Source organism: Chryseobacterium sp. Mn2064 (assembly GCF_049319685.1).
Taxonomy (GTDB): domain Bacteria; phylum Bacteroidota; class Bacteroidia; order Flavobacteriales; family Weeksellaceae; genus Chryseobacterium.
Window position 1 is genome coordinate 686,775 of record NZ_JBMOUE010000002.1, and the last position, 23,403, is coordinate 710,177.

The window sequence follows — 23,403 nt, forward strand, 5'->3', positions numbered from 1 at the left end:
GTGAATTGATGAAGATGAATCTATAGGGTTTGATTTTCACTTAAAAACTTAAAAATAGTATGTAAATGATGATCATGACAACGAGGAAGAGGATGAAAATATTTCTGACCGGAGCTCCAAGTATACGTTCAAAGCACAGATTCTCAATACTGAATTTAAAGATTTTCATAATCCTGAAAGTAACAAAAGGGAATATAAACTCGACAAACTAAAATAGTGACAGTAGAAAATGTAACAAATAAAAATATATAATCATGAGTAAATATTCAATAGAAGCATTCATCAACGAAACGAAAGAAAATCCTCAGCAAAGAGATTATTTTGAACTGGAAACCAAGCACCTTTTAGAAATCAACCTTAATAACCAATCGGTATGGACCAAAAAAGGAAGTATGGTAAGCTATGTAGGTAATATCAATTTTGAAAGACAGGGAATGCTTGCTGGTGGAATTGGAAATCTTCTGAAAAAGGCGATCAGCGGTGAAGGCAGCAAGCTGATGAAAGCTGAAGGCACGGGAAAACTATATGTAGCAGATTCAGGAAAGAAGGTTCGCATTCTTTATCTGAATAATGAATCGGTATGTGTAAACGGAAATGATGTTTTAGCCCACGAACAAAGCATCAACAGTGATATTACGATGCTTAAAAGTATTGCAGGAATAATGTCCGGAGGTCTTTTTCAGGTAAAGCTTTCGGGAACCGGTCATATTGCCATTACTACTCATGGTGATCCTTTAACTTTGGTTGTTACTCCAGATACTCCCGTTTATACAGACCCTAATGCTACCGTTGCCTGGTCTGGAAACCTCAGCCCTGAACTGAAAACCAATATTTCTTTCAAAAGCCTTATGGGAAGAGGAAGCGGTGAAGAATTCCAAATGAAGTTTTCAGGACATGGATGGGTGCTTATTCAGCCTTACGAAGAGGTTTACTATATGGAAAATAGATAAGCAAAGTTAAGAGGTCATCTTATATTTTAATCATAACAAAATCAATTTCAAATGAATACCCTTATTAAGTTATTCCTGGCAATCGTTATATTTCCTAATATTCTGATCGCTCAAACTTCGAAGAAAAAGTACGAATACAATATAGATCTTCTTCATATGTCTAATGATGAAGTCAGGGTTTCTTTTGCTCCCCCTAAAAACAATCTTAAACAAGGTAAATTTATTATTCCCAAGTTGGTACCGGGATTTTATGAGGCGATGGATTTCGGACAGTATGTTTCCAATCTTGTTGCTACGGATAAAAAAGGAAAAAAAGTAGCCACGGAACGTCTGGATAAAAACAGCTGGATGATTCATGACCTGAAGAATGTAAGTTCCATATCGTATAAAGTAGCGGGTGGTTGGAATTCTTTAAAACAGAAGACCCAAGGCGCTAAATCTCCAGGAAGTATGTTTAAAAAAGACAGCGTTTCTGTGATCAATTATAATTCGTTAGTGGGATATTTTGAAAAAATAAAAGACATTCCTTATCAGGTTACAATTACAAAAAATAAAGATTTTTATGCCTCTTCTGCTTTAGATTATCAACAGAAAGACAAAAATACCGATGTGGTATGGGCTAAAGATTACCGACAGTTAGTAGATTCTCCTGTTCTATACTGCGTTCCCGATACAACTTGGCTGAAGATTGGTAAAACCGAAGTTCTGGTATCATTCTACAATAAAAAAGAAAGACATTATTCTAAAAAGATTGCTCAGGAGATCGAAAATATCCTGAAAAACCAAGAAGCTTATCTGGGAGGAACTTTGCCTGTCAATAAATATGCTTTTCTAATCTATGTTGAATCATCCAATCAGAGAGGATATATGGGAGACGGCCTTGAACATTCTCAATCTACCGTTTGCCTGTACTATGCCGGAAATATGAATTTTCTCTCTGATGCCTTAAGGAGAGTTGCTTCTCACGAATTCTTCCATATCATTACTCCTTTGAATATCCATTCTGAGCAAATTCAGCATTATGATTTCTTAAATCCTACTCTATCTGAACATTTATGGATGTATGAAGGAATGACAGAGTATGCAACCATCCATATGCCTATCAAACAAAAAATGATCAGCCTGGAAGATTTTGAAAAAAGTATTGAAGAGAAGATACAGGGCATGAAAGAATTTGACAACAAACTATCTTTCACAGAAATCAGTAAAAACGCTATGGAAAGACAGGATCAGTACATGAATTTCTATCAGAAAGGAGCGTTACTGGGATTATGTTTAGACATTAGACTAAGAGAGCTTTCCGGTGGAAAAATGGGGACTCAGGATCTGATGCTGATGCTGATGAAAAAATATGGAGCAGGGAAATATTTTAAAGATGATGATTTATTTGATGAAATTACCAAAATGACTTATCCGGAAATCCGTACATTTTTCCGTGATTTTGTGGAAGGCGGACAACCTATTCCATTGAAAGAATATCTGGAAAAAGCAGGTTTAAATTATGATGAAGCGACCGGAAAAGTAACCACTATTCCTCATCCAGATCCTAAACAGCTTGCTTTAAGAAAAGCATGGATCAATCAGTAGATTTTCTCATCTTTATCAAAGTGTAGTTCTATTATTATTTAACTCCTTTCTTTACAGAAACTTTTATTATGAAAAAAAAACTGTCCGGATTGTTATTGATTATGATCCAGTTTGCTTATCCACAGGCACAAAAAGTTGAGCAGGCCATTGATTCCTTTGTCAAAAAAGATAATTTCAACGGTTCTGTATTGCTGGCAAAAAATGGAAAAATTGAATTACTGACCTACAAAGGGTTGTCTAACAGGCATTACAATATTCCTTTTTCAGATGAGACCAGGTTTCATATTTTCTCCCTCACCAAAACATTTACAGCCGTACTGATCATGCAGCTTTATGAAAGAGGAAAAATAGATCTGGATGCTCCTATTTCCAAGTATTACCCGGAATATAAAGGTGAAGCGGCCCATAAGGCTACGATAAGAAATCTTCTTACCTACAGCAGCGGAAGGTACAACAAGGACATCAGCTCTCCGGAGCTTATTCATCAGGCTTATGACAATACGATCTGGGATCTTGATGACTTTATCACGACGTATCTTTCTGAAAAACTGATTGATCAGCCAGGAACCAAGTTCAGCTACAACAATGGAGATTTTATCCTGTTGGGAAAAATTATTGAAAAAATATACAACAAATCTTTTGAGGAAGTTCTTAAAGAGCAGATTTTACATCCTCTCAACATGCAGAACACCGGATTTCTTCATCATAATGACATTATTAAGAATATTGATGATGGATATTCCGCTGACGAAAACGATGCATTTGCTCTTCACACGCCTACCAATACTTATATTGATAATTTCTACTCAGCAGGAGCCATGTATTCGACTCCGAAAGATCTTCTGGCATTTGATCAGGCGATATTCAATCATACCTTATTCAATAAAAAAACGTTGGAAACCATGCTTACTGCAGATAAAAAGCTGGAAGATACAGCACTTGGCTTCTGGGTTTATCCTAAAAAGTTCGGAGCTGTGAATACAATATTTGTGGAACGCCAAGGTGAAGGATATGGCCACAGCGCCAACTGGGTACATTTGGCAGACAAAAGTATTACTTTGATTATTCTCTCCAACACAAAAGATATTCACTACCTCAATACAATGAGAGAGAAACTGATTATGGCCTATTACGGACAGTAATTTTTATGATTGCCCGTCTTTTTATTCTTTCAGGCTTAAAAAGCCTAAGATTTTTTTCCATTCTTCCAATTTCTTTTCAAAAGAAACGGCGTGAAGCGGACTGGTTGAAGGCAATAAAAAGACAGGCAATTTATATTCCTTCCCTAACAGTTTCTGTAAATTTTTATAGGATTTTCCGCCGTTGCAAAAAATAACTTTAATATTTGGATATTCTTCCAATAGCTCCTCGATCTGATTGGCTTCTTCATTTTTTATTTCAGAATCCAGACTTCCTTTACGTTCACAGGAATCGATGACATCCCAAAGGGCAATATGATATTTTTTTATCGTATCTATTCTTTGAGGATAATGATCCGTAAATTCTTCATGCAGCAATTCAAAAATAATTTTCCAGAATTTGTTCTGAGGGTGTGCATAATACTGCTGCTTTTCTAATGATTTCACTCCGGGAATTGATCCTAAAATTAAAATCTCAGATTGGTCGTCAATAATTGGCGAAAATGAAGAAATACGGTTTTGCATATTCAAATATATACATTTTACTAAAAGTCATCGGATTTTTTAATCATAAAAAAACGGGCTAAAGCCCGTTTCTATTGATATTTTATCCTATTTTGTCTTACAATGTTTCTTTCAACCAATCGAAGAATTCTCTCTGCCATACCAATCCGTTTTGCGGATGAAGTACCCAGTGATTTTCGTTCGGGAAGTAAACCAGTTTAGACTTTAATCCTCTCAATTTAGCAGCCTGGAAAGCTTCCTGCCCTTGCTCGTAAGGTACACGGAAATCAATTCCACCTTGAACGATCATGATTGGCTTATTCCATTTTTCCACAAAATTACTTGGGTTGAATTCTGTGTATGCTTTTGGTAATGGCTTTTCCCATGGTGAACCAAGATCCCAGTTCGCAAACCAAAGCTCTTCCGTAGTCAGATACCATGATTTCATATCGAACAGTCCATCGTGTGCAATGAACGTTTTGAATCTGTTTTCATGAATTCCTGCCAGCATAAATACGCTGTATCCTCCGTAGCTCGCTCCTACAGCAGCTACTCTATCTCCATCTACATAAGGTAATGTTTTAGCATAGTCCGTTGCTGAAAGGTAATCTCTCATCGGCTGCCCTCCCCAATCTTTAGAAATATCTTCGTTCCATTTTGTTCCCCATCCCGGCATACCTCTTCTGTTTGGAGCCACCACAATATAACCGTTGGCTGCCATCAGAGCAAAGTTCCATCTCACGCTGAAATACTGCGTCAATGCAGATTGTGGACCTCCCTGGCAATATACCAATGTAGGATATTTTTTGTTCGGATCGAAGTTTGGCGGATAGTGAAACCACACCCCCATTTCTTTACCATCGGAAGTTTTTACCATTTTAAGCTCAGATTTCCCCTGAGCCAGTTTAGCATAGGTTTCTTTATTGGCTTCGGTAACCTGCTTCATTTCTCCATTCTTAAGATTTACCGAGAAAAGTTCTGTCGCATGGTTAGCATCTGTTCTTCCTACTACAAGAGAAGATTTATTATCCGTAAAAATTTCATTTACATCAAAATCTCCTTTGGTGATCTGCTGTACTTTTGCAGATTTTGAATCTAAAGAGAAAAGCTGTTTTGTTCCTCTGAAAGCTGCCGTAAAGTAGATTGTTTTTGAATCTGCTCCCCAAAGAACATCTCCAGAAACACTATCATCCCAAGCAGCTGTAAGATTAGTGATTTTCCCAGTCTTCCAATCCATGATTTTCACATCATTTTTGTCTGCTTCATAACCGTCTCTTGCCATACTTTGCCAAGCCAGAGACTTTCCATCAGGACTGAATTTTGGATTTACGTCATAACCTTTGTTGGATTCAGTAAGGTTTTTAGTCACTCCTGAAGCCATGTCATACGCGAAAATATCAGTATTGGTACTGGTTGAATATTCTTTACCGTTTTTGGGTTTTGTAACATATAAAAGCTGGGTAGAATCCGGGCTCCAGATAAAATCTTCAGCTCCACCGAAAGGTCTTTGAGGAGAATCCCATGTTTTTCCTTCTAAAAGGTCTTTCGCTGCGTCTACTTTGTCTGAGGTATTCACCACAAATACGTGATTGTATTTTCCTTCATTGAAGTAGTCCCAATGTCTGTGGTTCAGATCTGTATATACCTGAGCCGTGGTTTTAGGAGTATCTGCATATTTATCTTTCCCCATCAGTTTTTCTACTAAAACCTGTCTGCTGAAAGCAATTCTCTTCCCATCTGGAGAAATAACAATGTTATCAGCTTCTCCGATAGTATAAAATTCTGTCCAGGTTTTTCCTGCGTCTTTTGAAAGATAAATCTTATCTCCCTCCTGAGCATAGATTCCGTTTTTGTCCCATTGAATCAGGGCTTTCTTACCAAAATCAATTCTAGTAGACTGATTGTTAAGAACATTTAGGAAATAGTTCTCATTTTTCGTTTTTTCTGTTTTCAGATCTACCTGCCCTACTTTATAGATAAGGGAAGCCTGATCTGGTGAAACAGCCTGTACTCCTACTTTTTTCAAAGTCCAAAGGATTTCAGGCGTCATTAGTTGTTGTGCGTTCATTAAAAGCGGAGCTGCCAGAGCCAGCAGACTGTACTTAAGTTTCATATATTGCTATTCTTTTTTTAACGGATAAAATCTGCGCGATTGTTTTATCCTTTTATTACATTCAAAGATTGCCAAAGTTAATATTTAAAATAAAAATGGACGAAAGAATTAACATTTAAGTTTCAATAATCTTTCTATGTTGTAATGAATTTGATTAGTTTTGCAATCATAAACTAATACCTATCTTCTATGAAAAAGCTTCTACTTGTTTCTTCATTTTTGGTGTCCTCATTCTTTTTTTCGCAGCTAACGATGACTCCTGTTGCGACACATTATTCCAACCCTTATCAGGCCACTATTTCAGGAAACGGAACCATCTATTACACAACTGACGGAAGTACACCGACTCTGAATTCAAGCTCGGCAGTCAACAATGTACAAATCTCTATTAACCAGACTAAAGAAATCAAAGCATTTCTGGTGAATGGGCAGGGAAATTCTTCAGCCATCATCAGTAAGAAATATTATACTGGAAGTATTCCTGAGGCGGCTATTTATTTTAAAGCGCCTTCTAACTGGACATCAGGAAGCTGTATCATGGTCGATATGGTAAATCCCAATGCAATTGATGGGTTTGCTATTGATACTTTCTGGCCAGGGCTTGCTATGCAACCTGCAGGCTGTGAATCCTGGTATAAGATTACCCGAAATTTTGAAAACGCCAATGTACGTTTTAATAATTGTACCCTTTTTGAAAATATTCCTCAAAGCATCAGTACAAGCATGATCCCAGCGGGAAGTACTTTATATTATGATTTTACAGATGGGGTGATTACCTCTCCACCTTCCTGTTTATTCTTAGCGAGCAATGAAACGTTACAGAAAAATAAAGCTGTTCTGATTAAAATTTATCCCAATCCTGTTTCAGATGTATTAAAAATAAATACCGACCGGAATTTCCAGGAGTATGAAATTGTAGACGCCAGTGGAAAATTAGTGGTGAAAGACCGGTTTAAGAAGGAGATATCTATTCATCAGCTTCCTTCAGGAAATTATTATATCAAACTAAAAGATCAACAGGCAGATCTGGTAGTATTGAAATTTATTAAGAAATAAAAAATCCGCTCTTAGAGCGGATTTTTTATTATTGATATATCTTTTAATTCTTAATCTCCATCCGAAAACATAGAGTTGGCCAGAGAGGTTACAATAGACAATAGAATACTGAAAATAAATGCTGACCAGAAACCACTAACGGTCATACTATCGATAAAATAATCTGCAATCAGAATAATCGCTGCGTTGATGACCAATGCAAAGAATCCTAATGTAATAATAGTCAACGGAAGCCCGAAAAGACTTAAAATAGGTTTTACAAATATATTTAAAACACCCAGTACAATAGCAAATATAATTGCTGAGGAGAATCCTTCAAAATGTACTCCTGGTAAAATTTTAGTTAATAGGAAAGCAACTATTGCCGTGACAAATAATCGGATAATAAAGTTCATTTTGTTAATTTTTTAATGTTTATGGGGGGTATGGTGCAAAAGCCATTCCATTTTTCCTCCTATTTTTCCTGCTACGCGAATGTTTTTATTTTATTTTCATCATCGTTACCAGTGATGTGGCAACATGGCTTTCCGACTCAGAGTTTTCATTCTGAACATAAATCTCTGTTCTTACGACACTTATTTTGGCTCCTCCTTTGATGACATACGACTTGGAAACCAAAGCATCTCCGATTGCGGGACGAAGATAATTTACTTTTAATTCTACAGTTACAACATAACAATCTTCGGGATAATGGCTCACGGCGGCGTAACCTGACGAAACATCTACCAAAGAAGCAATCATAGCTCCATTGAACATTCCTGCTTTTCGGGTCATCATTTCCATTTTAGGAATTTTCATAGAGATAAAATCGGTTTCTACCTCCAAAAGTTCTGCTTTGTAGAATTGCAATGTTTCTGAACGGCCGAAGCTGTCTGTAATGAGTTTTCTTTTTTCCGGTGTCATGAATTTTATTTTTAAACAAAGGTAAGTGCTAGAGGCTTTTTAATCTCTATGGTAGGGAAAATTTTCATGAAAAGAGCCATCTCACAGGTTGTGAAACGGCTCTTTATTTAAGGATTACCCTCTATTTCAAACTAACAATAACTTTTCGGATGTTGATGAAGCATTCAGATGATGATCTTCTTTAATCATATCGGCTGCTTTTTCTCCAATCATAATGGTAGGAGCATTGGTATTTCCAGAAACGACATCGGGCATTATGGAAGCATCGGCCACACGAAGGCCTTTTATTCCATAGACTTTCAATCTCGGATCTACTACGGAAAGACTGTCAATTCCCATTTTGCAGGTTCCGGTCATGTGATGGTAGGTAGAACATGATTTTTTGATATAATCAATGACTTCTTCTTTTGTTTTTCCTTCTCCTGGATAAATTTCACCGTCATTCCATTCTTTCATGGCTTCTGTTCTTCCCATTTCACGGCAGATTTCTACACAACGGTAAAGGGCTTCCAGGTCAGATTCTTCGGAGAGATACATGGGGTTGATTTCCAATGCTGCAGCAGGATCCGAAGAGATCAACCTGATATATCCTTTGCTCGCAGGTCTGATAAATCCGGCACAGAATGTAAAAGCATCTTCCGGTCCTGTGAATCCTGGGCTGTAATAAGGAAGCCCCATGAATAAAGGCTGCAGATCAGGAAAAACCATTTCATCTTTGCTTTTCCAGAAAAGCTGCGCTTCCAGTAAATTGGCCTCCGGAGCCGGAATTGGTTTTTTAGCTTTAAAAATAACACTGGTTAAAAGATGATCCTGAAGGTTTTTCCCAACACCTTTCAGATCTTTTACCACAGTAATTCCTACAGAATCTAGTTCTTCTTTATCTCCAATCCCGGAAATCATCAGCAGTCTGGCAGATTCTATGGTTCCACAGGATACAATAACTTCTTTGCCGGCTCTTGCTTCTAACAATTCTCCATTTTTCGTATACTGAATTCCGACACACTGATCTCCTTCAAAAATTAATTTCTGAGCAAGCGCACTCGTTTCAATATGTAAATTGGCTCTCGATTTAATGGGATCCAAAAATGCTTTTGCTGTGGAACATCTTTTCCCGTCTTTTCCTACACTGAGATGATTGAGACCTGCTCCCCAGATTTCTTTATTAAAATCGTCTGTCAAAGGATAGCCCAATTCTTTACAGGCATCTATGGCGCTTATGGAGATTGCATTGGGATGTTTGATACGGCTTACAAACAAAGGTCCTTCTCCTCCATGCATGTCATCTTCCCCTTCTTCGTGGGTTTCAGATTTTTTAAAATAAGGCAAAACATTTTCCCAATCCCAGCCCACACAGCCTTTGTACGCCCAGCTGTCGTAATCCTGTTGGTGACCTCTGATATAGATCATTCCATTGATCGAGCTTGAACCTCCTAACGTTTTTCCTCTCGGCCAATATCTGGTATTCCCACCGGCACTTTCCTGAGGAACGGTGTGATAGGCCCAGTCTCTCTCGGTATTCCATATGGCAGGCCAGCCCGCCTGTTCTTCTACTTCTGCCACTTTATCATCCGGCCCTGCTTCCAGGAGAAGTACATTTATATTCTCGTTTTCGCTTAATCTGTTGGCCACTACAGCTCCTGCGGAACCTGATCCTACTACTATAAAATCGTAATTCATAAGTTTTAATTTAATTTGTTACTTTTTGATGCTGATTACTTTGGGAACAGTTACCGCTTTTAGTCCTTCGATTCCGAATTCTACTCCATATCCGGATTGTTTTGCTCCTCCAAAAGGGACAAACGGATGAATGGCTCCATGCTGATTGATCCAAACCGTACCGGCTTCCAGCTGTGCGGCTACTTTCTGTGCCTGGTCAAGATTATCACTCCACACGGAAGCTCCTAATCCGTTTTCAGAATCATTGGCTTTACTGATGGCTTCTTCCAACGTTTTGTATTTTATAATAGGTAAAACAGGACCGAACTGTTCTTCATCTACGATTCGATCTCCATTGTCAACGTTGCCGACTAAGGTTACCGGGATGAAATAACCTTCGAGATCAGGCTTTTGTCCTGTAAATATAAAGTCGGCACCGATATTTTCAGAATCATGGATAAGATCCTGAATCTTATCATATTGCATTTTGTTTTGTATGGGTCCCAGCACACTCGTTTCTTCTGCTCCGTTCCCCATTGGAATGTGAGAAGAGTATTCTGCCAAGGCATTGGTTACTTTTTCATAATCATCTTCGTGTACGTAAAGTCTTTTTAGACAGGCACAGGTTTGCCCCATATTCAGGAAGGCACCCCAGAAAATGTTTTCTATATGTTTTGCGATATCGAGGCCTGGTAATATGATACCGGCATCATTACCTCCGCACTCCAATGTTAAACGCGCCATATTTTTAGCAGAAGCTTCAATAACTTTTTTTCCTGTGGCAATAGAGCCTGTAAACATAATTTTCCCGATTTCCGGATGAGAGGTAAGGTAACCTCCCACTTCTCCTCTACCGGTAACTACCTGTAAAAGATCTTCTGGAAGAACAGTATTGATTACTTTTATCATTTCCAGGCTGCAGAAAGTTGTATATTCTGAAGGTTTGATAATCACAGCATTTCCCATTCTAAGGGACGGGATAATCTGCCAGATAGCAATCATCAGAGGCCAGTTCCAGGGAGCAATTGCAGCGACCACTCCGATAGGATTTCTATATAGAACATCTTTTCTTGTATCATCTTCAAACACAACTTCTTCCGGTAAGTCTAAGGAAGCAGGCACCTGGGTCCAACCTACACATGCCTGCATTTCAAAATTGGCTCCCGGACCGCTCAGAGGTTTTCCCTGTTCTCGGGTAATCCATTCTGCCAGGTGTTTCGAGTTGTTCTGCAGAGCTTCTGCTACTTTTAGTAAAATCTCTTTTCTTTCTTCATCCGGCCTTGCTGACCACTGCTTTTGGGCATTCTTTGCTCTTGCAATTTTAGCATCTATTTCTTCTGTAGAAGTATTGACAACTTCACCAATAACCTCTAAGGTAGAGGGATTTAAAGATAAAAATGAGGTATCTGCAATATGGGATTTTTCTACAAATGATGTATTTTCCATTGTTTAAATTATTTTGTATTTTACATAGCTCGAAAATGACGAAAACATGATATAAATCATTTGCTTATTCTCTATATTTTTTAACCTAAACTCTAAGCTATAATGGAAAAGATTGAAGAAAGAACGGTTTTCAGTATTCCCTTCGGTGAGCTGAATGTGTTCGAAACGAATGTAGTATGCCACGATTTTCCCTTTTTTTTTGAAAAGCCTGTCATAACGCTGATGCTGAGTGGTAATAAGATAATACGCAGTGAGGAAGAAACGTTTGAGTTTAATGAAAGAAGTGTATTCATCCCACCCTGCAATAAGGAGCTGAGCATTGATATTCATCCTGTTTTTCGGGAACCCACAAAATGCCTGGTACTGGATATAGAGCAGGAATATATTGACAGCGTTTTTTCGGAAGTTATTGAAAACTGGCATCCCGATTGGGACAGAACGGGAATTATGATGAAAGAGAATGCCGTGAAAAAGTTTGTAAGCTCGGATGAATCTTTATGGAGAAGTCTTACCAATCTTTATAACAGAAGAATAGACGGAAGCATGTACGGGACATCAGATTTTCTCTTAAGCTTAAGCCTCAAAGAGCTGATCTATGAACTGATGAAAACCAATGCGAAACATATCCTTCTGCATACTGATAAGGCTGAAAATATGCAGAACGGGCTTCAGGAGGTAGTTCATTTTATCAAACAAAACTACAGAGAACCTATTACAATAAAAAAACTGGCGACTGTTGCAGGAATGAGTGAAGCTAATCTGTTTAAAAAATTTAAGCATTCCTATAACTGTACTCCTGTAGAATATATTATTCAGCTGAGGATAGAACACGCGAAGCAGCTTTTGATCAGCAATCCGGAAATAGGTATTAAAAATATATGCTTTGAATCGGGCTTCAATACATTGGAATATTTTTACAGAAAATTCACTCAGATCACCGGAAAATCTCCGAAGAAGTTTAAAATCAACTAACTACTTATGAAGGAAAGAACGATGTACCTCAAAAGATCTTTCGTATGGATAAGCCTTCTGTTATCATGTATTTTCCATGCCCAAACTTTACATTTATATGGAGGTGCGGATCAGAAGCAATACCTGGGCTGTTTAAATTGCGATACCTTTGATAAAGCTTCGATTTGGAATAAGTATGGAGACTTTGGAAATGTATACAGTTCAAAATCCATCTGGAATTCTTATGGAAATTATGGAGGTACTTACAGCACCTATTCACCGTGGAGCAGCTATGCCTCTTATCCTCCGGCCATTGTAGATCAGGATGGAAATTTTTACGGATATCTTACTTTGAACCCTTACAAATCTGATAGATCTGAACTGGAACTTGCCAAAATCTTATGCAAATATCATGAGGACATTAAAGCGGATATTGACAGATGGTATGATAAATTATTCCGGTAGAATCTGAGTTCTGTGATTTATCTTGATTATATTACTTCAGATTTGTATAATTACAGTTGTATCTGAATATGTTAAACTGATCAGAACCTATCGGTTTATGTAAAATAATGTAATTCATATTGAATGTATTATTTTCGACATCTTCGGAAGATAATATACCCAATCCTTTATGATTACTGTTATTTTCTAATGCCACTGCTCGGCCATTTCCCATAATTCTCATTGTGGAATTTCCCAAAGCAGGTAAAGTTCCTTTATGAGAATCAAAATATTCTTTCATATCAGCGTTATACTCGTTTTGCTTATCTGTAGACATATTTTCGGCAAGAAAAAAGTTTTCTTTGGCTGTTTCGATTTCCTTCATAAAAGCTTGTCCGTTACCTTCATTAAGAAGTTTACGAAGTTCTTCAAATTTTTGTAGTACCTCTTTTTGCAGCAGTTCTTTATTGATTTGGACAAGATTCTGAGAGTCTTTCAGATGATCAATTCCTTTTATCGCATCGGCTTGAAATGACCATTCATGTTCATATTGTTGTACAGGTGAAAGGATGGCTGGAAAATCTAATTTTACAACCTCTTTTATTCCATTATAATCGTGACCAGTGAGTAAATGAATAGCTAAGTTTTTATTAATCCTGCTGATAACTTCCTGAGTTATTTTTTTTCCTGGAGCTGATGTTAATTTTATTTTTACTTTCTGCAATCCGTTTTCAAAAATATAAGCATTTAAATTAATGGGAGAAGGCAAACCATTATTGTTGAACGATTGCCCTACCAAGATATCATTTAAAAATATCTCGTAATCAATATTGCTCATCTCGTGATTTAAATAAAAGGTCTTCCCTTTATCATCTTTTGCCTGGTCTAAGATCCTGTTATTTTTGTTGCAATTGATAAATGCTAAAGTAAAAAGCAACATGGTAATAAAGAGTGTTTTCATGGATTTCGATTTTACTTTTTTGTCAACGTTATTATGTTTTCAATGTTCTAAATTATGGTATTCAGAGAAAAATAACTAACATTTGAATATATTTTTGGTAAAATTTAATAGCTCGCAAATCATTTTCATCAGGTTTTCCAGGATTTATTTTTGTAAACCAATAGCATAAAGACACAAAAACTTTATCTTATAAAAAAGGAATATTGCTTTGCATGGACAGCAAAAATTTATTTAACTTTCCGTATGATAGAATTCAAAACGAAAGTCCTCCATTATGCTGAATGATTATAAAAAACACGAATTGTTTGGAAAACCTTTATTACAGAAAATTGATATTAAAGCCCCATTCAGATCTGATTTTCCGGTTTCAGAGCAAGCTTGTTTTCTGTATGTAATTAAAGGTGAGTTTCAATATAAAACAGCTGAACAGGAGTTTACTATTGCTGCCAATTATTCGCTGTTTCTTAATTGTATCACTTCCGGAAAGTATATTCAAAATTCGGAGTCAGAGGATCATTGTGAAATTGTTATCGTTACTTTCTATCCGGATATCCTGAAAAAGATTTATGACAGAGAGTTGCCTCTATTGCTGCAAAAACCGGCAAATATGGTTTCTAACAAATCGAATGAGAAAATAAATAATGATTTCCTGATCCAAAAATATGTAGAAGGGCTCCTTTTTTATTTTGAAAATCCTTCCCTCGTTAATGAAGATATATTAATTCTTAAACTAAAAGAAATCATGTTGTTGCTGGCTCAGTCACAGAATGCTAAAGCGGTTCAGCTGATCCTCTCCCAACTTTTTTCTCCTACGACATATTCTTTTAAGCAGATTATTGAAGCCAATTTGTTTTCGCAGCTAACCATTGAACAGCTTGCTGAACAGTGCAATCTGAGTATATCATCCTTTAAAAGAGAATTTGCAAAACTCTATGATGATACGCCTGCCAACTACATAAGAAATAAAAAGCTGGAAAAAGCGGCCGAATTACTGTTGATATCGGATGAACGCATTACAGATATAGCATTGGACTGCGGTTTTAATGATCTGGCGACTTTTACAAAAAATTTCAGTGATAAATTTCTCATTGCTCCTTCAAATTACCGACAGCAAAAGAAAGACAAATAATTGGAAGTATTTTAATATCATAATAGTGGCATTTCTTATTTTAATAAGAGATGTCTTTTTTCTGGACCAAAATCTCAAATTCTTGAACTAAATCATAAAATCATTTCTGTATTTCTAGCGCAAATTTGTACGGTCAGTTTCAGGGAATAGAAATATGCCTGCAACTCTCTCTGAATACGTATACATTTTAAATACTATCAATATGAATCTATCAAGTTTAGGAATTTTCCATACCATTATTGGCATCACAGCGCTTGTGGGAGCCATTACAGGGTTTATTAAATATGGTAAAATCAATCTGGACCGGCTCTCCGGAAAAGTCTATTTTTATGCAACCGCCATTACCTCACTTACCGCGCTGGGTATTTCAAAACATGGAGGTTTCAATGCGGGGCATATCTTCTCATTATTTATCATCGTGCTGATCTCTATTGCCTACTTTCTTTTCTCCAACAAAAAAGGGGTTAGAAAAGCACGATATTTTGAGAATTTCCTGTTGTCATTCAGCTTTTTTCTTTCTCTGGTCCCCACTGTTAATGAGACTTTTACAAGAGTTCCCTTAGGACATCCTTTAGCTAAAGATATCAAGGATCCAATTATTGGTCAGACCCTTCTGGTTATTTTTATACTTTTTATCGCTGGATCTGTTTTTCAATTCTTTAAGCAGAAAAAGGATAATATTGAGGTAGCATAAGTCTGTTATGATGAATTGAGTATTCGCAAAACTTACAGATTGAACAATGTGGGCAGGCTTTCAGATTAAACTTATTATGGATTAGCTAAGTTGTGTCTGAAAGTCGTCGCTCAATGTCAAAACACCTTCTGCAATAGCTTCGGGATGGGTAGAAAATCCTTTTAATTTTGAAGTTTTTCCTTTTAATACCAAGTCTAAAAGCTGTTTATCTGATAATTTCTTACCGAAAATTTCAAAAGTAATTTTAAAACCACAATTTTTGAAATCGGAGCAGCCTACTGCGGTTTTTCCTTTGATCAGATTGTGCTCTTTACATTTTGGGCATTTCGTTTCTTCCCAAGACTGAAGTTCTTTTTTCTGTGCAGGTTCTCTTTTTTTCTTCTCCTTTACTTCTTCTTTTTCCTCTTCCTGAAGGGTAATCACTTTGCCTTTGCCATACACCACTTTATCAGTAAGTTCTGTAACCATTTGAATCAGTTCTTCTTTAAAGAGATTGGCTTCGTATTCCCCTTTTTCAATCTTACGGAGTTTCAATTCCCATTCTCCGGTAAGTTCCGGACTTTTTAAAAGCTCATCTTCAATGGTATCGATCAGCTGAATTCCGGTTTGAGTGGCAATCAGGTTTTTCCTTTTTTTCTCGATGTACTTTCTTTTGAAAAGGGTTTCAATAATGTTGGCACGGGTGGATGGCCTTCCGATTCCGTTATTTTTCAGCAGTTCTCGAAGTTCGTCATCTTCCACCTGTTTTCCTGCAGTTTCCATCGCACGCAGCAATGTTGCTTCTGTATACGGTTTGGGAGGGGTTGTTTTCCCCTGATGAATCATAGGATCGTGAGGACCCGTTTCTCCCACAATAAATTCAGGAATGGTCTGTTCTTCCTCCTTTTCTTTTTCTTTATCTGTAGATTCTTCTTTCGGCTCTTTCGCATAAACCGCTCTCCAGCCCGGTTCCAGGATCTGTCGCCCACTGGTTTTGAAAGGAATCGTTCCTACTTTTCCTTCTACTAAAGTATTGGAAATTTTACATTCAGGATAGAAAACGGCAATAAAGCGTTTCGCGATCAGATCATAAATCAGTTTTTCTTCTCTACTCAGGTTTTGAGAAGGAGGAACTTCGGTAGGAATAATCGCATGGTGATCGGTTACTTTTGCATCATCAAACACTGCCTTTGATTTTGGAATCGGAGCTTCTAACAAAGGAGCGATCAAGTCCTGATAAGGATGCATTTTCTGAAGAATTCCTTCTATTTTAGGATATAAGCTTTCGGATAGATAGGTGGTATCTACACGGGGATACGTAACGTGCTTCTTTTCGTAAAGACTTTGGATATAATTCAAGGTATTCTCCGCAGAATATCCGTATTTTTTGTTGGCTTCTACCTGAAGTCCGGTAAGGTCAAAAAGTCGTGGATTTTTTTCTTTTCCTTCTTTAATTTCGAACGAAACAATTTCAAAAGGATTAACTTTAAGATATTCCAATCCTTTTTCTGCACGTTCCAATGTTTTCAAACGGTCGATCGCTGCATTGAAAATTACATCACGATATTTCGTTTTCAGTTCCCAATATTCTTCTGTGGTAAAGGCATCAATTTCTTTCTGACGCTGCACCAGCATGGCCAGTGTAGGCGTTTGTACCCTTCCGATAGAAAGAACGGCTTTATTTCCCCCAAATTTCTTCGTAAACAGCCTAGTGGCATTGATTCCCAATAGCCAGTCTCCTATCGCTCTGGCATTTCCGGCCAGGTAAAGGTTTTTATAATCTTCTGCAGGCTTTAAACTCGCAAACCCTTCTTTAATAGCATCTTCCGTCAAAGAGGAGATCCATAAACGCTGAATCGGTTTGTTACATTTTGCCTTCTGCAATACCCAGCGCTGAATGAGTTCTCCCTCCTGCCCGGCATCCCCACAGTTAATGACCTCATCACATTCTTCCACTAATCTTTCAATAACTTTAAACTGATTTTCCACCCCTTTATTCGGGATCAGCTTGATTCCAAAGCTGTTGGGAATAATCGGTAGTGAAAAAAGATTCCAGGATTTGAATTGTGGACCGTAGTCATGAGGTTCTTTCAGGGTACAAAGGTGTCCGAACGTCCATGTTACGCAATAGCCGTTTCCTTCCATATAGCCTTGTTTAGGCATGGTAGCGCCCAATACTTTGGCGATATCTCTGGCAACACTGGGTTTTTCGGCAATACATAATTTCATGAACTCGGATTTATTGAAGGAGTGCAAAAATCGTGATTTTTTTTGACATTGCAAATTGGGGGAAAGTAAACTACTTTATATAAACCAATTAATCTTATTAAAATCTTTTAATAATTTTTCACTATGCTCTTTATCAATTGAATTAATAAAACAGATATGCCCATACAACCAATCATGAAAATTTAATGTTGTATATCCTAAAAAATCTTTACGAACTTTCTTTAAGTGAACTTCTACACCAAACTTCCGGCAAAAGTAAATATGTCTTGCTATTTTTTTTCTATATTTCTTTGGAGTATGAACCCCATTCGTCACTGATAAACCTGTAACATATTGTTTTTGACCTTTTAACATATATGTCACTTTCTCATTGTTAATATAAAATCCTTCGTCTGAAATAATTTTATTTATAAATGATATTGATGGTAAGCTTCCTGTATCTTTAATTGAAAAAGTTAAATCATCTGCATATCTAGAATAAGAAAAATTCATCTTTTTTGCTAGTTTTTCAAATCTAAGATCCATTTTGGAAGCTATAATATTAGCAAGCATGGGACTTGAAGGACAACCTTGAGGTAGAATAGCAGGCATTTCTTTTATATAAGTAGACAAAAGTGCTTTTTCTCTAGATTCAAAACTATTCCAGTATTCAGAACTATGTTTATAAGTGCATAATTTCGATAAACTTACTGCTAAGTTCCCTTGATATCCCATATTCTTAAATGCACCATAAACCCTCTCTTCCGTAATGGTATCATAAAATTTTAATAGATCTATTTTTAAAATTCTATATGCTCCCTCATGTACTAAAGCATTGTCTTTTATAGAGACTCTTTGTCTAAACCCTTTACAACTATTTTTTAATGGATATTTATCTAGTATATTAAAGGTAATCCATTTTTGAATATACTTAAGGTCCTTATCAGGAGCCATAATTTCTCTCTTTCCACCTCTCTTTTTTTTTATTGAAAATAATTTATATCTTCTTTGCTTAAGTTCAAATTTTCTTTTTGATACTATATCTTGAGTTTTTAGATCACCAATAAGTCATCTAAGAAAATTAGACTTAACTCCCATTGCAATAGCCAAGTGCTCTAAGGTAAATAGAACTGGATATTGATTTGTTATTAATTTTTGAGCATATTGAACACAGGCCTCAATATAATCTTCGGAATGACCTCTATCTCTTGCTAGTGCAATAAAACGTTCAATTGGGAATGAATTCATTGTTACTACTTTACTTGAATGTTAAAAATTATTTTTAATATGGAGTGGAATCCTTAGTTCATTCATTCCTTTTCATTTTCCCGATTCTATTTCTTTTTCTCTTTCTTTTTTCAGCAATCTATTGATACCAATAGCATAACCTTTTCTGAAATTAAATTTTGAAATAAAACAAATATTAAAATTGGTTTCATATAAGAGCTTTTATACATCTTTCCTTTTAGCATTTATAGGTATATTGCAACTGTCCTATAACAGTATACAATCACATTAATTTTCATAAAGACTCTTTATTAATTCTCAATACAAGGCACTGAGAAATCTTTGCAGATAATTGCTAACAAATTATTTCATTCCCATGAACGTGTAAGGTATATATATACTATTTTCTTCTTTTATTAAAAAATTTTCTTCTATTTCACGACGATTAATATACTTACTTGATAATTCTCTCATCTCTTTAAGAATATCAAGTCCCTTCCTTGTAATTTCTGTATACTGTGAATTTATTAGCTTTTTATTTCTAGCCTCAATATAAACATCATGTAATTCATTTTTGGTTAAACCTAATAATTGACAAATATAAATATTTTCATACCCTCTACTTTTTAAATTCAACAAGGCAACAATTGAATGATTTTGTCTTTTCCTTTTTTTCGTATCTTCAGTTCTATTATCTGGTAGATTATCAATTTTTTCTATACCTGTAAATATATCTATTCCTAACTTCTCGCACAAAAGTAAAAGATACTTGATACTTCTTTTGTATTTAGAAGCTTCTGAAATCCTTAATTCTGCCACTCGAGGATATAATGGTTTCCATGAATTATCACCCCAAATTATAGAAAGCGTATTATTAGGGGTTCCATGAAAAAAAGAAATTAATGATTCACTATTATCATAACCTAACGGAGCGACTAAAGGAGGATTATAATTGACAATAATTTTATTTCCATATGCTTTTACCAAATCTTTAATGATTATATTATTATTGAATAATTTAAACACAGAATTTTCAGGATCAAAAGCTTTGTATCTTCTTTCACCACAAATAATTAATTTTTGTTTTGGAAAATTCGAGGAAATATATTTTTCTCCCTCATTCATAATGATTGAACTTAATAAAAAGTAACTATTAAGTTTATATGTATTTAACCATTTTTTAGTTTCCTCATCATTAATAGCTTTTACGAAAGTTTTACCACTACCAATAAAATCATCTAAAAAAATAATATGTTTAAAATCATTTGGATTAGAAATATTTTTTAAATCATGAGTAATAATATTATGATCATATTTTTTAGCTTTAGAAAGATTAGCTTTAGATACTCTTTCTCTTCTCTTATAAGTATTTGTATGTGATAATGGGTAAGTAACTAGAGTTCCGCTTTTACCCACTTTACCATAAGGGAAAATAATAGCCCTTTCATTGATTGGAATCAATTTAAAGGCTTCTTTTAATAAACTATTTATTCTATTCATAAACTCATTAAAAGAGATATACTCAAAAACTTTTAAAATATCTAAAGCATGGGGAATATCTTTATCTTCAAAGTTTTCCAGCCATCGTATGATGTCAGTAGGTAAAACAGAATATTTAAGCTTAGGTAGAAGTAGCTCAACTTGTCTAATATTTTCTCTAGTAAATTCAAAATTCCCACTCATAATAATACAAATAGTAAATAGTTATCAGTTTTTTTATTTTCTAAATATAGAGAAAATACTATGAAAAAGCCCCCTTATAAAAAGAAGGCCAAGTCAACAATGGTAATGAAACTAAGTTCATTATTTATTTTTCACTTCTGCAATGGCTTCTGAAATCCCGCCTCCTGCGGTTTCAAAGAAGGCAGGGCCAGCCAGAAGATATACTTTTTCGATTTTCTTGGTCGCTGATAATTGATGTTCTTTCAGGTAATTTTCAGAACGGTTGGCATGTACAATTCCTCTTACTACGTTTCCGACTACCAAAGCAGTGGGAGAATCTATTCCTGCATCTTTCAGGTCGCTGGCGAAAGCAAAATTGGTAACGCCTAATCTTAATGCTTCACGGGCTGCCACCTCTCCTACGGAGGTCATAAGGTCAGGAGAGAATTTGTTTCGATCACCTAAACCGATCAATAATAATTTCTTTGCCGACATAGATCCGGAAGGAGGAGTTATTAAAATAGTTTCTAAAGAATGTCCCTGAAATTGACCAGATTTTCTGATATTGGTTAGCTCCCCTTTCAAAGCTTCGTCCAAATGTACCAATCCATTCAAATTGGCGGGTAAAGCCGGCGCATTGAAAATATCTCTGTCTGTATATTCAAAAACGCAGGCTACCTGAAGATGGGCATCGGCTGAAGATGGCCCCTGTACGAGCCCTACCATAGAGATTCCGTCTACGGTTCCCCAATTTTTAGAGGTTCCGATGGCTGTTGTTTTTGCAGTTGACGTAGTGGTTGTTTGTGCAAAAGTAAAGGCCGAAAAGATCAGGCCTACCATGATCGATGTTTTATTAAGAATATTTTTCATGATTTCTGGCTGCTGTTTGTTTTGTATTATTCGAAAATTCTACCTGTTTTTTACATCGTCATAGGAACTTCCATTAAAAGAATTTCTGTTTCCTCTGCCGTCGATTTTATACGCAACTCTTCAATATCCCACACCCCGAATCCGTCTCTTTCTTCTACTTTCTGGCCTTCAATCTCTGCGCTTCCTTTAATAATAAAGAAATAGACTCCGTTTCCTTTCTTCTTTATTTCGTATACTGTTTCTGTATCCTTCTCAAAATTTCCCAGGTGAAACCATGCATCCTGATGGATCCATACTCCTTCGTCATCAGCATTGGGAGAAAGAATCTGTTGAAACCTGTTGTGGCTTTGGGTTTTGTCTAATGTAATCTGATCGTATCTTGGAGCTAAGTTTCTTTTCTTCGGATATACCCAAATTTGTAGGAACTTCACAAGCTGGTCGCTGCTTTTATTGTACTCACTGTGCATAATTCCTGTTCCTGCGCTCATCACCTGGATGTCTCCACTTTTGATAATTGCTGTATTTCCCATGCTGTCTTTGTGCTCAAGATCTCCTTCCAAAGGAATGCTGATGATTTCCATATTATCATGAGGGTGGGTTCCGAAACCTCTTCCTCCTTCTACTTTGTCATCATTAAGAACTCTCAAAACACCGAAATGCATTCTTTCAGGATTGTGATAGTTGGCAAAGCTGAAGGTGTGCTGGCTTAGTAACCATCCGTGATCTGCTTTCCCTCGTGAATCTGCTTTATGGATAACAGAGTTTTCCTTGATTTTGGATGGGGTGTTGGGTAAGTGATTGTACCCGATAGGTTCTAACGGTTCAATCTCGTCAATATCATTCTTCATGGTGTTGGCAAGAGAAGCAGAGGTTACAAACATTCCTGTTCCCAATAATCCTTTTTTTATAAAATCTTTTCTGTCCATATCTAAAGTTCTTTATTTGTTCGTTTTTGATATGACAAATTTAGACCACTTACGATCCCTGTACATTTAACTAGTTTAATAAATGACTGTAATGAAAAAAATATTTTCCTATTTCGGTATATTATTGTTTAGACAATTCCCATTGCTTTGGCCAGTCTGTATGCTTCAATTGAATTTTTCACCTGTAATTTCTGAAGAATATTCTGTCGGTGTCTGTTGACCGTGTTTAGGCTTATTCCGAGTGATTCAGCGATTTCCTTACTCATTTTACCATGAGCAATCATCAAAAGAACCTCCTTTTCTCTTGCCGACAGTACATCGCTATATGTAAATTCTTTGTAGTAAAGTGTAGCGCCATTCATAGAATTGACGATGACTCCGTTTTCGTGAAGTAAGGCATTTACATTATTTCCGGAAATATTATAAATGCAGAGCGCCATTCTTACTTTATCTTCTTCAATACCATAAAACATACGATGCAAAACCGTTATATATTCTCCGGAATTACTTCGCATTCTAAGATTAATAGCCATGTAGTAATCTGCCCACTCTTTTATGGGAATGTCTTTCAGAAAATGAAAAAAGTAATGTTCCAGAACGAGTTTTTTTCTGACATCTTCAGCATGTATTTTACTCAGTATATCATCTTCCCAAATCGAAGAGATTCCTATTTCATCTCCCCTCCGATCTTCCCCGATCAGCGAACTTATACCACCATAATGAATCACGCTTTTCCTAGTCTTAAGGTCTGTAAGTACACAGATAGCATTTTCAATTTCAGCGTACAGCTTTGCAATAGATCTGTATTTTATACAGATTTCCGAAGTCTCTTTATTTTCAAAAGACTGGTTTAATAATGCTTTGTCAAGTTGAGCCTTAATATTCATCGTATGGTTATTACTAACTATTGAATTCTTTTTGGGGGCAAATTACCTTTGTAAATATAGATTTTTTAGTGGTTATTCAATGAAGCAGGATATCACTTTAAAAAAATATAT

Annotated in this window: 21 protein-coding genes; 8 read left to right on the top strand and 13 right to left on the bottom strand. The window is 36.1% G+C overall.

Features of this window, described 5'->3' with window-relative positions; all coding sequences use genetic code 11:
- The first annotated feature begins 254 nt into the window (after positions 1-254).
- From ACL9RH_RS10245 to ACL9RH_RS10255, 3 genes are all read left to right on the top strand, one after another.
- Positions 255-950 (top strand): AIM24 family protein, encoded by a 696-nt coding sequence (locus tag ACL9RH_RS10245; protein ID WP_422693266.1) that lies wholly within the window; start codon positions 255-257, stop codon positions 948-950.
- 51 nt (positions 951-1,001) lie between these two features.
- Positions 1,002-2,537 (top strand): hypothetical protein, encoded by a 1,536-nt coding sequence (locus ACL9RH_RS10250; RefSeq protein ID WP_422693267.1) that lies wholly within the window; start codon positions 1,002-1,004, stop codon positions 2,535-2,537.
- Positions 2,538-2,605: 68 nt separating this feature from the next.
- Complete coding sequence (locus tag ACL9RH_RS10255) at positions 2,606-3,679, top strand: serine hydrolase domain-containing protein (protein ID WP_422693268.1); 1,074 nt, start codon at positions 2,606-2,608, stop codon at positions 3,677-3,679.
- Between the two features lie 21 nt (positions 3,680-3,700).
- Here the strand turns inward: ACL9RH_RS10255 and ACL9RH_RS10260 are convergent, their stop codons facing one another.
- Positions 3,701-4,201, bottom strand: coding sequence for a DNA-deoxyinosine glycosylase (locus ACL9RH_RS10260; protein ID WP_422693269.1), 501 nt, complete (start codon positions 4,199-4,201; stop codon positions 3,701-3,703).
- A gap of 97 nt (positions 4,202-4,298) precedes the next feature.
- Complete coding sequence (locus ACL9RH_RS10265) at positions 4,299-6,293, bottom strand: alpha/beta fold hydrolase (protein ID WP_422693270.1); 1,995 nt, start codon at positions 6,291-6,293, stop codon at positions 4,299-4,301.
- 189 nt (positions 6,294-6,482) lie between these two features.
- Between ACL9RH_RS10265 and ACL9RH_RS10270 the strand changes: the two genes are divergently transcribed.
- Positions 6,483-7,349, top strand: coding sequence for a chitobiase/beta-hexosaminidase C-terminal domain-containing protein (locus ACL9RH_RS10270; protein ID WP_422693271.1), 867 nt, complete (start codon positions 6,483-6,485; stop codon positions 7,347-7,349).
- A 50-nt stretch (positions 7,350-7,399) separates the two neighbouring features.
- Here the strand turns inward: ACL9RH_RS10270 and ACL9RH_RS10275 are convergent, their stop codons facing one another.
- The 4 genes from ACL9RH_RS10275 to ACL9RH_RS10290 form a co-directional block, all read right to left on the bottom strand.
- On the bottom strand, positions 7,400-7,744 hold the full coding sequence (locus ACL9RH_RS10275; protein ID WP_422693272.1) for a phage holin family protein: 345 nt from the start codon (positions 7,742-7,744) through the stop codon (positions 7,400-7,402).
- Positions 7,745-7,829: 85 nt separating this feature from the next.
- A complete protein-coding gene (locus tag ACL9RH_RS10280; protein WP_422693273.1) occupies positions 7,830-8,252 on the bottom strand; it encodes a PaaI family thioesterase in 423 nt (140 codons plus the stop codon).
- A 126-nt stretch (positions 8,253-8,378) separates the two neighbouring features.
- A complete protein-coding gene (locus ACL9RH_RS10285; RefSeq protein ID WP_422693274.1) occupies positions 8,379-9,929 on the bottom strand; it encodes a GMC family oxidoreductase in 1,551 nt (516 codons plus the stop codon).
- Between the two features lie 18 nt (positions 9,930-9,947).
- Positions 9,948-11,354, bottom strand: coding sequence for an aldehyde dehydrogenase family protein (locus ACL9RH_RS10290; RefSeq protein WP_422693275.1), 1,407 nt, complete (start codon positions 11,352-11,354; stop codon positions 9,948-9,950).
- A gap of 102 nt (positions 11,355-11,456) precedes the next feature.
- On the opposite strand from ACL9RH_RS10290, the gene ACL9RH_RS10295 reads away from it, so the two are divergent.
- Both ACL9RH_RS10295 and ACL9RH_RS10300 read left to right on the top strand, forming a co-directional pair.
- The gene (locus ACL9RH_RS10295; RefSeq protein WP_422693276.1) at positions 11,457-12,326 is read left to right on the top strand and encodes a helix-turn-helix domain-containing protein; all 870 of its coding nucleotides are present in this window, start codon (positions 11,457-11,459) and stop codon (positions 12,324-12,326) included.
- Positions 12,327-12,332: 6 nt separating this feature from the next.
- Positions 12,333-12,770, top strand: coding sequence for a hypothetical protein (locus ACL9RH_RS10300; RefSeq protein WP_422693277.1), 438 nt, complete (start codon positions 12,333-12,335; stop codon positions 12,768-12,770).
- A gap of 31 nt (positions 12,771-12,801) precedes the next feature.
- Here ACL9RH_RS10300 and ACL9RH_RS10305 read toward each other — a convergent pair whose 3' ends face one another.
- On the bottom strand, positions 12,802-13,710 hold the full coding sequence (locus ACL9RH_RS10305) for a hypothetical protein (protein ID WP_422693278.1): 909 nt from the start codon (positions 13,708-13,710) through the stop codon (positions 12,802-12,804).
- Between the two features lie 274 nt (positions 13,711-13,984).
- Between ACL9RH_RS10305 and ACL9RH_RS10310 the strand changes: the two genes are divergently transcribed.
- Positions 13,985-14,839, top strand: coding sequence for a helix-turn-helix domain-containing protein (locus ACL9RH_RS10310; RefSeq protein WP_422693279.1), 855 nt, complete (start codon positions 13,985-13,987; stop codon positions 14,837-14,839).
- Positions 14,840-15,041: 202 nt separating this feature from the next.
- The gene (locus ACL9RH_RS10315) at positions 15,042-15,533 is read left to right on the top strand and encodes a hypothetical protein (RefSeq protein ID WP_422693280.1); all 492 of its coding nucleotides are present in this window, start codon (positions 15,042-15,044) and stop codon (positions 15,531-15,533) included.
- A gap of 81 nt (positions 15,534-15,614) precedes the next feature.
- On the opposite strand, the gene ACL9RH_RS10320 is transcribed toward ACL9RH_RS10315, so the two are convergent.
- The 6 genes from ACL9RH_RS10320 to ACL9RH_RS10345 form a co-directional block, all read right to left on the bottom strand.
- Positions 15,615-17,741, bottom strand: a complete 2,127-nt coding sequence (locus ACL9RH_RS10320) for a DNA topoisomerase 3 (protein WP_422693281.1) — start codon at positions 17,739-17,741, stop codon at positions 15,615-15,617.
- 75 nt (positions 17,742-17,816) lie between these two features.
- Positions 17,817-18,785: a reverse transcriptase family protein gene (locus ACL9RH_RS10325; protein WP_422693696.1), complete on the bottom strand. Its 969-nt coding sequence runs from the start codon at positions 18,783-18,785 to the stop codon at positions 17,817-17,819.
- A gap of 525 nt (positions 18,786-19,310) precedes the next feature.
- A complete protein-coding gene (locus tag ACL9RH_RS10330; protein ID WP_422693282.1) occupies positions 19,311-20,630 on the bottom strand; it encodes a phosphoribosyltransferase-like protein in 1,320 nt (439 codons plus the stop codon).
- A gap of 120 nt (positions 20,631-20,750) precedes the next feature.
- Positions 20,751-21,479, bottom strand: a complete 729-nt coding sequence (locus ACL9RH_RS10335) for a M17 family peptidase N-terminal domain-containing protein (RefSeq protein WP_422693283.1) — start codon at positions 21,477-21,479, stop codon at positions 20,751-20,753.
- Positions 21,480-21,529: 50 nt separating this feature from the next.
- Entirely contained in the window at positions 21,530-22,405 is an 876-nt protein-coding gene (locus tag ACL9RH_RS10340; protein WP_422693284.1) for a pirin family protein, read from the bottom strand.
- A 128-nt stretch (positions 22,406-22,533) separates the two neighbouring features.
- The gene (locus ACL9RH_RS10345; RefSeq protein WP_422693285.1) at positions 22,534-23,292 is read right to left on the bottom strand and encodes a response regulator transcription factor; all 759 of its coding nucleotides are present in this window, start codon (positions 23,290-23,292) and stop codon (positions 22,534-22,536) included.
- Positions 23,293-23,403 lie beyond the last annotated feature (111 nt).

Bases quoted from the DNA above. Each gene is read 5' to 3' on its own strand.
- ACL9RH_RS10280 (WP_422693273.1), bottom strand. From the start codon at position 8,252: ATGACACCGGAAAAAAGAAAACTCATTACAGACAGCTTCGGCCGTTCA.
- ACL9RH_RS10345 (WP_422693285.1), bottom strand. From the start codon at position 23,292: ATGAATATTAAGGCTCAACTTGACAAAGCATTATTAAACCAGTCTTTT.
- ACL9RH_RS10255 (WP_422693268.1), top strand. From the start codon at position 2,606: ATGAAAAAAAAACTGTCCGGATTGTTATTGATTATGATCCAGTTTGCT.
- ACL9RH_RS10260 (WP_422693269.1), bottom strand. From the start codon at position 4,201: ATGCAAAACCGTATTTCTTCATTTTCGCCAATTATTGACGACCAATCT.
- ACL9RH_RS10275 (WP_422693272.1), bottom strand. From the start codon at position 7,744: ATGAACTTTATTATCCGATTATTTGTCACGGCAATAGTTGCTTTCCTA.
- ACL9RH_RS10305 (WP_422693278.1), bottom strand. From the start codon at position 13,710: ATGAAAACACTCTTTATTACCATGTTGCTTTTTACTTTAGCATTTATC.
- ACL9RH_RS10250 (WP_422693267.1), top strand. From the start codon at position 1,002: ATGAATACCCTTATTAAGTTATTCCTGGCAATCGTTATATTTCCTAAT.
- ACL9RH_RS10245 (WP_422693266.1), top strand. From the start codon at position 255: ATGAGTAAATATTCAATAGAAGCATTCATCAACGAAACGAAAGAAAAT.
- ACL9RH_RS10330 (WP_422693282.1), bottom strand. From the start codon at position 20,630: ATGAGTGGGAATTTTGAATTTACTAGAGAAAATATTAGACAAGTTGAG.
- ACL9RH_RS10290 (WP_422693275.1), bottom strand. From the start codon at position 11,354: ATGGAAAATACATCATTTGTAGAAAAATCCCATATTGCAGATACCTCA.
- ACL9RH_RS10300 (WP_422693277.1), top strand. From the start codon at position 12,333: ATGAAGGAAAGAACGATGTACCTCAAAAGATCTTTCGTATGGATAAGC.
- ACL9RH_RS10315 (WP_422693280.1), top strand. From the start codon at position 15,042: ATGAATCTATCAAGTTTAGGAATTTTCCATACCATTATTGGCATCACA.
- ACL9RH_RS10295 (WP_422693276.1), top strand. From the start codon at position 11,457: ATGGAAAAGATTGAAGAAAGAACGGTTTTCAGTATTCCCTTCGGTGAG.
- ACL9RH_RS10270 (WP_422693271.1), top strand. From the start codon at position 6,483: ATGAAAAAGCTTCTACTTGTTTCTTCATTTTTGGTGTCCTCATTCTTT.
- ACL9RH_RS10340 (WP_422693284.1), bottom strand. From the start codon at position 22,405: ATGGACAGAAAAGATTTTATAAAAAAAGGATTATTGGGAACAGGAATG.
- ACL9RH_RS10265 (WP_422693270.1), bottom strand. From the start codon at position 6,293: ATGAAACTTAAGTACAGTCTGCTGGCTCTGGCAGCTCCGCTTTTAATG.
- ACL9RH_RS10335 (WP_422693283.1), bottom strand. From the start codon at position 21,479: ATGAAAAATATTCTTAATAAAACATCGATCATGGTAGGCCTGATCTTT.
- ACL9RH_RS10320 (WP_422693281.1), bottom strand. From the start codon at position 17,741: ATGAAATTATGTATTGCCGAAAAACCCAGTGTTGCCAGAGATATCGCC.
- ACL9RH_RS10285 (WP_422693274.1), bottom strand. From the start codon at position 9,929: ATGAATTACGATTTTATAGTAGTAGGATCAGGTTCCGCAGGAGCTGTA.
- ACL9RH_RS10310 (WP_422693279.1), top strand. From the start codon at position 13,985: ATGCTGAATGATTATAAAAAACACGAATTGTTTGGAAAACCTTTATTA.